The following is a 13,210-nucleotide window of genomic DNA, read 5'->3' as shown; positions in this document are numbered from 1 at the left end:
GCGAGGGGGTTGCCGGTCAACGCGGGTGGGGCCGGTGGGGTTCCCGCCGAATGATCTGATCCGTCGTGCGTGCGGGCGGTGACCAGCGCGGACGGCGCGACGCACGGGGGGAGTCGGCAGCAGCGCCCCGGAGGTGGGGCGGCCGACGCCGGTACGCTCGACGTCGTGCCCCGTGGTGATGGACGGCTGACGCACGACCTCGATCCCCAGTCCCCCGGTCCTCAGGACGCCTGTGGCGTCTTCGGGGTCTGGGCGCCGGGTGAGGAGGTCGCGAAGCTGACCTATTTCGGCCTGTACGCGCTCCAGCACCGCGGGCAGGAGGCGGCCGGCATCGCGGTCTCCGACGGCGCCTCGGTCGTCGTCTACAAGGACCTCGGGCTGGTCAGCCAGGTCTTCGACGAGGCGACGCTGGGCAGCCTGCGCGGCCACCTCGCCGTCGGGCACACCCGCTACTCCACGACCGGCTCGTCCACGTGGGAGAACGCCCAGCCCACCTTCCGCACCACGGACTCCGGCACCGGGCTGGCCCTCTGCCACAACGGGAACCTGGTCAACACCGCGGAGCTCGCCAGCAAGGCCGCCGACGCCGGTGTGCCGGGGGCCTTCGCCGCGACCACCGACTCCGACCTGGTGACGGCGCTGATCGCCTCCTACCAGGACCTCTCGGTCGAGGGGGCCGCGATGGAGGTGCTGCCGCAGCTGCGCGGCGCCTTCTCCATCACCTTCATGGACGAGGGCACGCTCTACGCCGCGCGCGACCCGCAGGGCGTCCGCCCGCTGGTGCTGGGCCGGCTGGAGCGGGGCTGGGTGGTGGCCAGCGAGACCGCCGCCCTGGACATCGTCGGCGCCTCGGTGGTCCGCGAGGTGGAGCCCGGCGAGCTGATCGCCATCGACGAGAACGGCCTGCGCAGCCAGCACTTCGCCGCCGCCGAGCCCAAGGGCTGCGTCTTCGAGTACGTCTACCTGGCCCGCCCCGACACCACGATCTCCGGCCGCGGCGTGCACGCCGCCCGCGTGGAGATCGGCCGGCGGCTGGCCAAGGAGCACCCGGCCGACGCCGACCTGGTCATCCCGGTCCCCGAGTCGGGGACGCCGGCCGCCGTCGGCTACGCGGAGGCCAGCGGCATCCCCTACGGCCTGGGCCTGGTCAAGAACTCCTACGTGGGGCGCACCTTCATCCAGCCCAGCCAGACCATCCGGCAGCTGGGCATCCGGCTCAAGCTCAACCCGCTGCGCGACGTCATCCGCGGCAAGCGGCTGGTCGTCGTCGACGACTCGATCGTCCGCGGCAACACCCAGCGGGCGCTCATCCGCATGCTGCGCGAAGCCGGCGCGGTCGAGGTGCACGTCCGGATCTCGAGCCCGCCGGTGAAGTGGCCCTGCTTCTACGGCATCGACTTCGCCAGCCGGGCCGAGCTCATCGCCAACGGCCTCGACATCGAGGGCGTGCGCGCCTCCATCAACGCCGACTCGCTCGGCTACGTCTCCGAGCAGGGGCTCATCGCCGCCACCGAGCAGCCGGTCAACCGGCTCTGCACGGCGTGCTTCACCGGCGAGTACCCCATCGACCTCGGGACGCCCGACGTGCTGGGCAAGCACGTGCTCGAGGGCATCGGCAGCCGCGCGGTGAGCGGCTGGACGGGCCAGCAGGCCGGCAGCGCCGCCGTCCCCGGTGGCGCCGAGGACGCGCTCAGCCGGCCATGAGCGAGTTCACCTACGCGGCCTCCGGCGTCGACATCGACGCCGGGGAGCGGGCGGTCACGCTGATGAAGGCCGCCGTCGAGCGGACCAACCGGCCCGAGGTCGTCGGCGGGCTCGGCGGGTTCGCCGGGCTGTTCGCGCTCGACGTGCAGAAGTACCGGAAGCCGCTGCTGGCCTCCTCCACCGACGGCGTCGGGACGAAGATCGCCCTGGCCCGGCAGCTGGACCGGCACGACACGGTGGGCATCGACCTGGTCGCGATGGTCGTCGACGACCTGGTGGCCTGCGGCGCCGAGCCGCTGTTCCTGCAGGACTACGTCGCCTGCGGGAAGGTCGTGCCGGAGCGGATCGCGGCGATCGTCACCGGCATCGCGACCGGCTGCACGCTGGCCGGCGCGGCCCTGGTGGGCGGGGAGACCGCCGAGCACGGCGACCTGATGGACGCCGACGAGTACGACCTCGCCGCCACCGCGGTCGGGGTCGTCGAGGCCGACGCCGTCCTGGGCCCGGAGCGGGTGCGGGCCGGCGACGCGGTGATCGCGATGGCCTCCAGCGGCTTCCACTCCAACGGCTACTCGCTGGTGCGGCGCGTCGTCTCCGCCGCCGGCCTGGACCTCACCGCCACGCCGGCCGGCCTGGACCGCCCGCTGGGCGACGAGCTGCTCGAGCCCACCCGCATCTACGCCCGCGACTGCCTGGCGCTGGTCGAGGAGCTCGGGGTCGAGGCGGTGCACGCCTTCGCCCACATCACCGGCGGCGGGCTGGCCGGCAACACCGCGAGGGTCGTCCCCCCGGGCCTGCAGGCGGTCCTCGACCGGGACACCTGGACGCTGCCGGCCGCCGTCCGGCTCCTGGAGGAGCACGGAGTGCCGCGGGCCGAGAGCGAGCGGGCGTTCAACTGCGGCGTGGGCATGGTGGCCGCGGTGGCCCCGGAGCAGGCCGACGCCGCCGTCGCCCGGCTCACCGGGCGCGGCGTTCCCGCGTGGGTCGTCGGCACGGTGCGCGAGCAGGGTGGAGACGCGCCCGCGGCGGAGCTCGTCGGCGCCTACCGCTAGCCGCCCCGGCGTCCGGTGCGCAACGCCACGACACCGCTGCCCCGGAGGGCCGCGGTGTCGTGGGTGCGACGGATCAGGTGGTCCTGCCGCCGGTCAGCGGCTGGCCGCCCAGTCGTCGTCCGAGTCGTCGTCCGCCCAGCGGTCGGCGTACTCGTCGTCCTCGTCCTCGTCGTCCTTCGCCGCGCTCGGCGCGGTGTACGTCGACGGAGAACCCGCCAGCTCCCGCTGCAGCGCGGAGAGGTCGGTGTTCGGTGAGCTGTACTTGAGCTCACGGGCCACGCGTGTCTGCTTGGCCTTCGCTCGGCCGCGCCCCATCGGCTCGACCCCCTCATTACGGAGTGCGGAGGCCCAGCCAAGCGGCTGATGCGGCCCGCGTGGCGACCCCGACTGAGTGACTATGTCTCGGACAACATTACGACACGGATCGGCGAGGGGCACACGCCCTCCCCCTCCGGAGGTGCGTGAGCCCCGCCTCGCTCAGCGCGGGAGCCGGATCGTGGCCAGCCGGCCGACCGAGTCGATCCGCTCCTGGGCCAGCCGGTCGGCCGCGACGGCAGGGGAGACGCCCTCGGCGTCGGCCAGCGCGAACACCCGCAGGGCGACGTCGAAGATCCCCGAGGCCTTCGCCCGGGCGCGGTCGAAGGAGAAGCCGTGCCGCTCGTCCTCCACCTGGATCACGCCGCCGGCGTTCACCAGGAAGTCCGGCGCGTAGAGGATGCCGCGGGCGCGCAGCCGCTCGGCCGCCCCCGGGTCGGCGAGCTGGTTGTTCGCGCCACCGCAGACGATGCGGCCGGTCAGCGCCGCCACGGTCTCCTCGTCCAGCGCCCCGCCGAGGGCGCAGGGCGCGTAGACGTCGTGCGGGGTGCGCACCAGGGCGGCGGTGTCCGCGACGGCACGCACCTGCGGGTGCCGGGCCCGCACCCGCTCGACCGCGCCGGGGTCGACGTCGGAGACCACCACGTCGGCGCCGTCCTGCACCAGGTGGTCCACGAGCCACGACCCGACCTTGCCCACCCCGGCGACGGCGACGGTGCGGCCGGCCAGCGACGGGCCGCCCCAGCAGTGCTGCGCGGCCGCGCGCATGCCCTGGAAGACCCCGTAGGCGGTGAGGACGGAGGAGTCGCCGCACCCGCCGTAGGCCTCCGACCGGCCGTGCGCGTACCGCGTCTCGCGGGCCACGAGGTCCAGGTCGGCGTTGTAGGTGCCCACGTCGCAGGCGGTGAGGTAGCGCCCGCCCAGCGACTCCACGAACCGCCCGTAGGCCCGCAGCAGCGCCTCGGTCTTGTCGGTGCGGGGGTCGCCGATGATCACGGCCTTGCCGCCGCCGAGGTCCAGCCCGGCCAGGCTGTTCTTGTAGGTCATGGCGGCCGAGAGCCGCAGCACGTCGGCGACCGCCGCGTCCTCGTCGGCGTAGGGGTAGAAGCGCGTCCCCCCGAGCGCGGGCCCGAGCGCGGTGGAGTGGATGGCGATGACCGCCCTCAACCCCGACCCGGGATCGCTGCAGAAGACGACCTGCTCATGACCGGATGCCAGCACGTCCACGACGGAAGACTAGGCCGCCCGGACGGCGCGGAGCGCCCCGCCGGGAGCCTCCGCGACGGCGCCGTCGGACCGGCGGGGCATGATCCTGGGCGGACGGATGCGCGGGCCCGCGCCCGCGAGCACAGGAGGAACCCCCGATGGCCGCACCGAAGCGACTGCTGGCACTCGCCGCGGCCGCGCCCCTGCTCCTCTCCGCGTGCACCACGGACGGCGGCGGTGGCGGCGGGGGTGAAGCCTCGGGCGGCGGGGGCGGCGACCTCGCCGTCGCGGTGGTCACGCACGGCTCGGCCGGCGACGCCTTCTGGGACGTCGTGCAGAACGGCGCCGAGGCGGCCGGCGAGGACCTCGGCATCGACGTCGACTACCAGAGCGACGGCGATCCCCAGCGCCAGGCGCAGCTCATCGACGCCGCGGTCAACCAGGGAGTGGACGGCATCGTCGTCTCGATGGCCAACCCCGACGCCCTGCAGGACTCGATCGAGGCGGCGACGGGCGCCGGCATCCCGGTCGTCACCGTCAACTCCGGTGGCGACCGCTCGGCGGAGTTCGGCGCGATCGGGCACGTCGGCCAGGACGAGGTGGTCGCGGGCCAGGGGGCGGGCCGGCGGCTGGCCGAGGAGGGCGCGACCAGCGTGCTGTGCGTCGTCCACGAGGCCGGCAACATCGGCCTGGACCAGCGCTGCTCGGGCGCCGAGCAGGGCTTCACGGAGGCGGGCGGCGCACCGGAGGCCTTCTCCCGCGTCCAGGTGGACATCAACGACCTCCCCGGCGCGCAGTCGACGATCGCCTCCCAGCTGCAGAGCGACCCGGCCATCGACGCCGTGCTCACCCTGAACTCCGCGCTCGCCCCGGTGGCGGTCGAGGCCGCCGCGGACGCCGGCTCGGACGCCCGGGTGGCCACCTTCGACCTCGACGCGGACGTCATCAGCGGGATCCAGGACGGCGACATCGCCTTCGCCGTCGACCAGCAGCAGTACGAGCAGGGCTACCTGCCGGTGGTGATGGTCAAGCTCTACGCGGAGAACCTGAACACCGTCGGCGGCGGGCAGCCGGTGCTGACCGGCCCCGGCTTCGTCGACGCCGAGAACGTCGACGAGATCGCCGACCTGGCCGCGGAGGGCACCCGCTGAGCACCCGGACGGAGCCCGCCCCGGCCGGGGAGCGGGTCGACGAGCGGCTGAGCGCCCCCGGCCCGCTGCGCCGGCTGCTGGTCAAGCCCGAGCTCGGCGCGCTGGTGGGCGCGGTGGCGGTCTTCACCTTCTTCGCCGTCCAGTCCGAGGTCTTCCGCTCGCCGCGGGGCATCGCGAACTGGCTGGACCCGGCGTCGACGCTCGGCATCATGGCGGTGGCGGTCGCGCTGCTGATGATCGGCGGGCACTTCGACCTCTCCGCCGGCGTGATGACGGGGACGACGGCGCTCACCGTGGGCATCGTGGCCACCGAGCTGGGCCAGAACGTCTGGGTGGCCATCGGGGCCGCGCTGGTGCTCGCCCTGGCGATCGGCTTCGCCAACGGGTGGCTGGTCACCCGCACCCGGCTGCCGAGCTTCATCATCACGCTGGGCACCTTCCTGATGCTCCAGGGGCTGAACCTCGGCCTGACCAAGCTGTTCACCGGCACGGTCACCGTCGGCGGGATCGACGACGCGCCGGGCTACGCCGCCGCCGAGTGGGTCTTCGCCTCGCGGGTGCAGGTCCTCGGCGCCGAGGTGCGGGTGGCGGTCCTGTGGTGGCTGCTGTTCACCGCGCTGGCCAGCTGGGTGCTGCTGCGCACCCGCTTCGGCAACTGGGTGTTCGCCACCGGCGGGGACGAGGTCGCCGCGCGCAACGTCGGCGTGCCCGCCCGGCGCACCACGATCGCGCTGTTCATGACGACGGCGGCCGCGGCGTGGTTCGTCGGGACGACGCTGGCGGTGCGCCTGACCTCGGTGCAGGCGAACACCGGCATCGGCCAGGAGCTCATATACATCGTCGCCGCGGTGATCGGCGGGTGCCTGCTCACCGGCGGGTTCGGCTCGGCGGTCGGGGCCGCCCTGGGGGCGCTGATCTTCGGCATGACCCTGCTGGGCATCCCCTACCTGCGCTGGGACGCCGACTGGTTCTACTTCTTCCTCGGGGCGATGCTGCTGCTCGCGGTCCTCGCCAACCGGCTGGTCCGCCGCTACGCCGAGGCGGCCCGCCGGTGACGCCCGCACCCTCCGCGCCGCTGCTCGAGCTGCGCGGCGTCGGCAAGGACCACGGCTCGGTGATCGCGCTCGACGGCATCGACGCGACCGTGCGCGCCGGGGAGGTCACCTGCGTCCTGGGTGACAACGGCGCCGGGAAGTCCACGCTGATCAAGGTGCTGGCGGGCGTGCACCCGGCCGACCGCGGCACGGTGCTGCTCGACGGGGCGCCCGTGGCCTTCGGCTCGCCCCGCGACGCGCTCGACGCCGGCATCGCGACGGTCTACCAGGACCTGGCGATGATCCCGCTGATGTCGATCTGGCGGAACTTCTTCCTCGGCGCCGAGCCCACCCGCGGCTGGGGACCCTTCCGTCGCTTCGACGCCGCCCGCGCCAAGGAGACCACCCGTCGGGAGCTCGCGGCGATGGGGATCGACATCCGCGACCCCGACCAGCCGGTGGGCACCCTCTCCGGCGGCGAGCGGCAGTCGGTGGCCATCGCGCGGGCGGTGCACTTCGGCGCGCGGGTGCTCATCCTCGACGAGCCGACCTCGGCGCTGGGCGTCAAGCAGGCCGGCGTCGTCCTCCGCTACGTGGCGCAGGCCCGCGACCGCGGGGTCGGCGTCGTGCTCATCACGCACAACCCGCACCACGCCCACCCGGTCGGCGACCGCTTCCTGGTGCTCAACCGGGGGCGCAGCCTGGGCGAGTTCGCCAAACCCGACATCAGCCGGGAGGAGCTGACCCGGCTGATGGCCGGCGGGGCCGAGCTGGAGGCGCTCGCGCACGAGCTGGAGCGGCCCGGCGGCTGACCTCCGGAACGCTGCTGTCGACATACCGACCGCGATGAGACGGTCACGCACCGTTCTCGCCGCGGCCCGGCACAGGCTCCGCGTGTTGCCTTTGTGACTCCCGGTGACAGTGGGACCGTTCGCTGGCCAGACCGCACACCCTCTTCCCCAGGGAGCGAGCTCATGTCCCAGCGCCGTCCGCACGGACCGGTGACGCCACGGGCCGGTCGCCGTCCGGTCGAGGGCCGCTCACCCCGCAGGTTGCGCACCGCCCTGGTCGGGGTGGTCGCGGGGGCTGCGCTCGTGCTCACCGCGGCACCGGCGGTCGCCGTCCCGCCGCCCCCGCCCAACCCCACCGACGACCAGCTCGGCGCCGCACGCAGCCAGCAGGACGCCGCCGCCGCGGAGGTGGGCCGCATCCGGGCCCTGGTCGCCACCGCCGAGGCGGACCTCGAGCGCGTCGGGGTCCTGGCCGAGGCCGCCGGCACCGCCTACGAGGCGGCGGTCGAGGAGCTGCAGCTGGCCCAGGAGGCCGCGGACCGGGCGGCGGAGGAGCTGCGCGTGGCCGACGAGGCGGTCGCGGCGGCGGCGCTGCGGATCGCCGAGTTCTCCCGGGACAGCTACATGAACGGTGGGAGCCTGACCAGCTCCGCGGCCCTCCTCGACGCCGAGGGGCCCGGCGAGCTGATCCAGCGCGCCGCGATGCTCGACTACGTCGCGGCCACCCAGCTCGACGTCCTGGGCCAGTTCGAGGTGGCCCGGGTCCGCCAGGCCAACGCCGAGTCCAGTGCCCGGGCGACCCGCGACGAGCGCGCGACCGCGGAGGAGACCGCCGAGGCGGCCAAGGCCCAGGCCGACGCCCAGCTCGCCACCCAGCAGGCCGCCTACGCCGAGATCGAGAGGCAGAAGGCGCAGTACGAGCAGCAGCTGCAGGCGGCCCAGATCCACCTCCTCGAGCTGCAGGGCGCCCGGAACGCCCACGACCAGTGGGTCGCGCAGAAGGCAGCCGAGGAGGCGGCGGCCCGCGAGGCTGCCGAGCGCGCCGCCCGCCAGGCCGAGGCGGAGGCGGAGGCCGCCCGCAACCGCGCCAACGCGGGCGGCGGTGGCGGCGGTGGTGGCGGCGCGGTCAGCGGGGGCGGCTACATCAAGCCGACCTCGGGCCGGGTGTCGAGCTGCTACGGCTGGCGCTGGGGCGCCCTGCACGGGGGCGTGGACATCGCGGCCCCGATCGGCACCGACGTCTACGCGGTCACCAGCGGGGTGGTCCGGCGCGCCGGCACCGCCACCGGCTTCGGCTACGCCGTCTACATCGAGGGCGACGACGGCGCGGTCACCGTGTACGGCCACGTCCACCGGTACTTCGTCGCCGCCGGGCAGCGGGTGTCCGCGGGGGAGAAGATCGCCGAGGTGGGCAACCGCGGTCAGTCCACCGGCCCGCACCTGCACTTCGAGGTCCACCCCAGCGGGCGGATGTACGGCGGGCACGTGGACCCGGTGCCGTGGCTCAACGCGCGCGGGGTGTTCGTCGGCGGCTGCGGCGGCTGAGCGCGGCCTCAGGTGGCCGGCGCGCCCTCCTCGGTGGGCAGCGCCAGGCCGCACTCCTCGACCAGGTACCGCTCGACGTCGTCGGAGGCCTGGCCCAGCTCCTGCTCCAGCGGGGCGAGCCGCTCCTGCAGGGTGGCCAGGGCGTCCGGGGCGGTGACGTCGATGTCCTGCAGGGTGCCGGCGATCTGCTCGGCGCCGTCGGCCAGCGCCGCCCAGTTCGCGGCGAGCTCCTCGGGGGGCTCGATCGCGCGGATCTCCTGCGCCGCGTCCCGGAAGAGCTGGGGCAGGTCGGCGGGGTCCCCGGTCAGGGCGCTGCCGGAGAGCCGCTCCTGGATGCCGGCTGCCTCCGTGCAGAACCGGCTCCCGGCGGCGGCCGGGCTCTCCGACGCGGTCGCCTCCCCGGGAGCGGTGGTCTCGTCGGTGGCGGTGGTCTCCGCGGCCGCGGTGGTGTCCTCGGCCGCGGTGGTGCCGTCGTCGTCCGAGCCGCCGCAGCCGGCGAGCAGGGCGAGGGCGGTCGCGGCGGGGAGCAGCGCGGACCGGATGAGGGAACGGCGCACAGCCGGAGGGTAGCGGCCGGTCGCGCGTCCCGGGGGCCTCGCGGCTAGCGTGCCCGACGTGGACGTCCCGACCGATCCCCGTGCTTCGTGGGGGCTCCCCGCGCCCGGCACCCTGCCGCGCACCGCCGAGCTGGAGCCCCTGGTCACCCGGGTCCTGGCGCCCAACCCCTCGCCGATGACCCTGGACGGCACGAACACCTACGTGGTGGGCGCACCGGGGAGCGGGCAGGCGGTGCTGGTCGACCCCGGGCCCGACGACCCCGCCCACCTCGCGGCCGTGGAGGCGGTGCTGGCCGCCCGGTCGGCGCGCTGCGTCGCGGTCCTGGTGACCCACCACCACGGCGACCACGCCGAGGCGGCGCTGCCCTGGGGGGCGCGGCTCGGCGCACCCGTCGCCGCCGCCTCCGGGGACGTCGCGGGTCCTGCGGGCCGGGTGCTGGCGCCGGGGGAGCGGCTCGCGCTGGCAGGGACGGCGATCGACGTCGTCGGCACCCCCGGGCACACCGCCGACCACCTGGCGTTCCGCCTGGAGTCGGGCGCGGTGCTGGTCGGCGACCACGTGCTGGGGCGCGGCACGTCGGTGGTCACCCACCCCGAGGGCGACGTCGTCGCCTACCTCGAGTCGCTGCGGCGGGTGCACGACCTGGGCCCGAGCGCCCTCTACTGCGGCCACGGCCCGGAGCTGACCACCGACCCGGGCGCGGTGCTCGAGTACTACCTGGCGCACCGGGCGCACCGCGAGCAGCAGCTGCTCGACGCCCTGTCCGCCGGCGCCGCGAGCGTCGACGAGCTGGTGGCCACGGTCTACGTCGACGTGCCGCGCGAGGTGTGGCCGGCCGCCGCCCAGTCGACCCGCGCCACGCTGGACAAGCTCGCCGCCGACGGCCGGGTGCAGCTCACCGGCGACGACGGGGTGCGGCCGGCGTGACCGGCGTCCCCGTCGTCACGGCGGCCGGCAGCGAGCGGGACCAGCGCCGCGCCGCCGCCGGGCTGGCCGCGGCCGGGGTGCGGGAGGGGGACCGCCTGCTGGTCTCGGCGGCGGCCTCGCCCGAGCTGCTCGCCGTCGTCCTGGGGGCCCTGCGCACCGGAATCGTGCCCGTGGTGCTCGACCCGGCGCTGCCGGCAGCGGAGCGGGCGGCGCTGGCGCAGGACGCCGATCCGGCGCTGGACGTCGGCGCCGAGCCTGCGCGGCTGCTGGGCGAGGCCGAGGCGCCGCTCGCCCCGGTGCCGCTGGCCCGGCCGATGCACTACACCTCCGGCACGACGGGCCGCCGCAAGGGCGTGTGGTCCGGCGTCCTGACCGGGGACGACGCGCGCTCCCTGGCCGGCGAGGAGATCGACCTGTGGGAGTTCGGCCCGCGCGACCGGCACGTCGTCCTCTCCCCGCTGCACCACAGCGCGCCGCTGCGGTTCGCCGTCCACACGCTGCTCGCCGGGGGCGAGGTGCTCCTGCCCGGGCCCTTCGACGCCGCCCGGGCGGCGCGGGTGCTCTCCGAGCTGCGGCCGACGACGGCGTTCTGCGTGCCCACCCACCTGCAGCGGCTGCTCGCGCGCGACGACGTCGACTGGTCTTCGTTCCGCCGGCTGGTGCACGCCGGGGCGCCCTGCCCGGAGCCGCTGAAGCGCGCCGTCCTGGCGGCGCTGCCCGCCGGCAGCGTGTGGGAGTTCTACGGCTCCACCGAGGCGCAGTTCACCGTCTGCTCGCCCGACGACTGGCTGGCCCACCCCGGCAGCGTCGGCCGGGCCCGGCCCGGGCGGCGGCTGGAGACCGACGAGCGCGGGCAGCTGTGGTGCGCCGTGCCGCGCTGGGCGCGCTTCGAGTACTGGCGGGCCCCGGACAAGACGGCGGCGGCGTGGCGGGGGGACCGGGTGACCGTCGGCGACCTGGGCCGGGTGGACGCCGACGGCACGGTCTGGCTGGACGGCCGGCGGGAGGACCTGGTCATCTCCGGCGGCGTGAACGTCTACCCGGCCGAGGTGGAGGCCGTCCTCGACGCGCACCCGGGGGTGGTCGAGAGCGCGGTGTTCGGCGTGCCCGACCCGGACTGGGGGCAGCGGGTGGTCGCCGCCTACGTCGGCCCGGCCGCGGCCGGTGAGCTGGCCGGCTGGGCCCGGGAGCGGCTGGCCCCGGCCAAGCGCCCGAAGTCGCTGCACCCGCTGGCCGAGCTGCCCCGCACCTCCACCGGCAAGGTGCGCCGGCTCGACCTGCCGGGGTGCTCGGCCTCCCCGGTGGCTGAGCACTGGGACGTCGTCGTGGTCGGCGCGGGCACGGCGGGCTGCCCGCTGGCCGCCCGGCTGGCCGACGCCGGGCGGCGGGTGCTGCTGCTGGAGGCCGGCGCGCACCACCCCGACCCGGCGGCCGCGCCCGCCGAGCTCCGCGACGCCGCCACCCTGCGCGCCGCGGTGAGCGGCCACCCGGCCAACTGGGACCTGCCCGGGCTGCTCCCCGGCGGGCGCGAGGTGCGGGTGCCCCGGGGCCGGGTGAGCGGCGGCTCCAGCGCCGTCAACGCCGGCTACTTCGTGCGCCCGACGCCCGCCGACGCCGCCGGGTGGGCCGCCGCCGGCAACGACCTCTGGGCGTGGGAGCGGCTGCTCCCGGCGCTGTGCCGGCTGGAGAGCGACAGGGAGTACGGCGACCGCCCCGGGCACGGCGCCGACGGCCCGGTGCCGGTCACCCGTTCCTCCGGCGGGCCGCCCCTCGCGCGGGCCTTCGCGGCCGCCGCCGAGGAGCTGGGGCTCCCCGCCGAGCCGGACAAGAACGCCGGCGCGGACCCCGGCTACGGCCCGCTGCCGCGCAACGTCGTCGACGGCGTGCGCATCAGCACCGCCACGGCCTACCTGGCGCCGCGGCGCGGGAACCCTCTGCTCACCGTCCGCGGCGGCACCCGGGTGCTGCGGGTGCTCGTCGAGCGTGGTCGCGCGGTCGGGGTGGCGACGACGGCCGGCGACGTGCGCGCCGACGAGGTGGTGCTCTCCGCCGGCGCGGTGGGCTCGGCGCACCTGCTGCTGCTCTCCGGCATCGGTCCGCCCGACCGGCTGCGCGCCGCCGGCCTCGACGTGCTGGTGGCCGCGCCCGGCGTGGGCGCGGAGTGCTCCGACCACCCGCTGGTCTACCTGCCGTTCCGCGCCCGCGCCGGTACCGGCGCGGCGACCGGCGGCGCGCCCCTGGCCGGCGCCCTGCACGCGACCTCGACCGGGGCGGAGGTGCCGGGCGACCTCGAGGTGCTGCCCTGGCTCGCGCCGTTCGCCCAGGTGATGACCGGCCGCGCCGCACCCGGGGACGCGGTGGTCGAGGTCGGGGTCGCGCTGCAGCGGACGGTGGGCCGGGGGCGGCTGGTGCTCGCCGGCGACGACCCGGCCGGGGCGCCGGTCGTGGAGTACGGCCACCTGGTGGACGGGGCCGACCGGCGGCGCATGCGGGAGGGGGTGCGCCTCGCGGCGGAGCTCCTGCGCACCCGCGCGCTCGCCGGGCTGGGCGAGCCCGGCGAGCTCCCGGCGGGGAACGACGCAGCGCTCGACGCCTGGATCGCCGCCCGCCTGACCACCGCGGTGCACCTGTCCGGGACCGCCCGCATGGGCCCGGAGAGCGATCCGGGTGCCGTGGTGGACCAGGAACTCCGGGTGCGGGGCGTCCAGGGGCTGCGGGTGGCCGACACCTCGGTGCTGCCGCGGGTGCCCAGCCGCGGCCCGGCGGCCACCGCGGTGCTGGTCGGCGAGCGCGCGGCCGATCTCATGACCGGTTGAGTTTCGGCAGCGTCCGCGGCGTCGTGGGTGCGATGCCCGCACCACCGCGAGGCGCATCACCGCGGTTGTCAGCGCGGGGTAACCATAGCCATGCGCACGAGCGCGGCACGG

At 76.0% G+C, this 13,210-nt stretch carries 11 protein-coding genes; 8 read left to right on the top strand and 3 right to left on the bottom strand.

The window, feature by feature from the left end; all coding sequences use genetic code 11:
- The first annotated feature begins 165 nt into the window (after positions 1 to 165).
- Positions 166 to 1,704: an amidophosphoribosyltransferase gene (gene purF / locus E9529_RS12835; RefSeq protein ID WP_236831549.1), complete on the top strand. Its 1,539-nt coding sequence runs from the start codon at positions 166 to 168 to the stop codon at positions 1,702 to 1,704.
- Positions 1,701 to 2,756 carry a phosphoribosylformylglycinamidine cyclo-ligase gene (gene purM / locus E9529_RS12830; protein ID WP_236831548.1) on the top strand — a complete coding sequence of 352 codons (1,056 nt, stop codon included), beginning with the start codon at positions 1,701 to 1,703 and terminating at the stop codon, positions 2,754 to 2,756. The genes purF and purM overlap by 4 nt, the downstream gene beginning before the upstream one ends.
- A gap of 93 nt (positions 2,757 to 2,849) precedes the next feature.
- On the opposite strand, the gene E9529_RS12825 is transcribed toward purM, so the two are convergent.
- Positions 2,850 to 3,071 carry a DUF3073 domain-containing protein gene (locus tag E9529_RS12825; RefSeq protein ID WP_236828763.1) on the bottom strand — a complete coding sequence of 74 codons (222 nt, stop codon included), beginning with the start codon at positions 3,069 to 3,071 and terminating at the stop codon, positions 2,850 to 2,852.
- A gap of 162 nt (positions 3,072 to 3,233) precedes the next feature.
- Entirely contained in the window at positions 3,234 to 4,298 is a 1,065-nt protein-coding gene (locus E9529_RS12820; protein WP_236831547.1) for a Glu/Leu/Phe/Val dehydrogenase, read from the bottom strand.
- 137 nt (positions 4,299 to 4,435) lie between these two features.
- Between E9529_RS12820 and E9529_RS12815 the strand changes: the two genes are divergently transcribed.
- The 4 genes from E9529_RS12815 to E9529_RS12800 all read left to right on the top strand — a co-directional run bounded on the left by E9529_RS12815 (position 4,436) and on the right by E9529_RS12800 (position 8,798).
- Positions 4,436 to 5,428 (top strand): sugar ABC transporter substrate-binding protein, encoded by a 993-nt coding sequence (locus tag E9529_RS12815; protein ID WP_304505638.1) that lies wholly within the window; start codon positions 4,436 to 4,438, stop codon positions 5,426 to 5,428.
- Positions 5,429 to 5,541: 113 nt separating this feature from the next.
- Positions 5,542 to 6,483, top strand: a complete 942-nt coding sequence (locus tag E9529_RS12810) for an ABC transporter permease (protein ID WP_236831545.1) — start codon at positions 5,542 to 5,544, stop codon at positions 6,481 to 6,483.
- Positions 6,480 to 7,274, top strand: a complete 795-nt coding sequence (locus E9529_RS12805) for an ATP-binding cassette domain-containing protein (RefSeq protein ID WP_236831544.1) — start codon at positions 6,480 to 6,482, stop codon at positions 7,272 to 7,274. The genes E9529_RS12810 and E9529_RS12805 overlap by 4 nt, the downstream gene beginning before the upstream one ends.
- 162 nt (positions 7,275 to 7,436) lie before the next feature.
- Positions 7,437 to 8,798: a M23 family metallopeptidase gene (locus E9529_RS12800; RefSeq protein WP_236831543.1), complete on the top strand. Its 1,362-nt coding sequence runs from the start codon at positions 7,437 to 7,439 to the stop codon at positions 8,796 to 8,798.
- Positions 8,799 to 8,806: 8 nt separating this feature from the next.
- Here the strand turns inward: E9529_RS12800 and E9529_RS12795 are convergent, their stop codons facing one another.
- A complete protein-coding gene (locus tag E9529_RS12795; RefSeq protein WP_236831542.1) occupies positions 8,807 to 9,355 on the bottom strand; it encodes a hypothetical protein in 549 nt (182 codons plus the stop codon).
- A gap of 58 nt (positions 9,356 to 9,413) precedes the next feature.
- Here E9529_RS12795 and E9529_RS12790 point away from each other — a divergent pair, with 58 nt between their 5' ends.
- Both E9529_RS12790 and mftG read left to right on the top strand, forming a co-directional pair.
- Positions 9,414 to 10,283, top strand: a complete 870-nt coding sequence (locus tag E9529_RS12790; RefSeq protein WP_236831541.1) for an MBL fold metallo-hydrolase — start codon at positions 9,414 to 9,416, stop codon at positions 10,281 to 10,283.
- Positions 10,280 to 13,099 (top strand): mycofactocin system GMC family oxidoreductase MftG, encoded by a 2,820-nt coding sequence (gene mftG, locus E9529_RS12785; RefSeq protein WP_236831540.1) that lies wholly within the window; start codon positions 10,280 to 10,282, stop codon positions 13,097 to 13,099. Before E9529_RS12790 ends, mftG begins: the two co-directional genes overlap by 4 nt.
- Positions 13,100 to 13,210: the final 111 nt, after the last annotated feature.

This window comes from Blastococcus sp. KM273128 (assembly GCF_021698975.1).
Lineage (GTDB): Bacteria > Actinomycetota > Actinomycetes > Mycobacteriales > Geodermatophilaceae > Blastococcus.
Note: the sequence above shows the minus strand (reverse complement) of the source record. Positions and strands in the feature narration are given on the sequence as shown.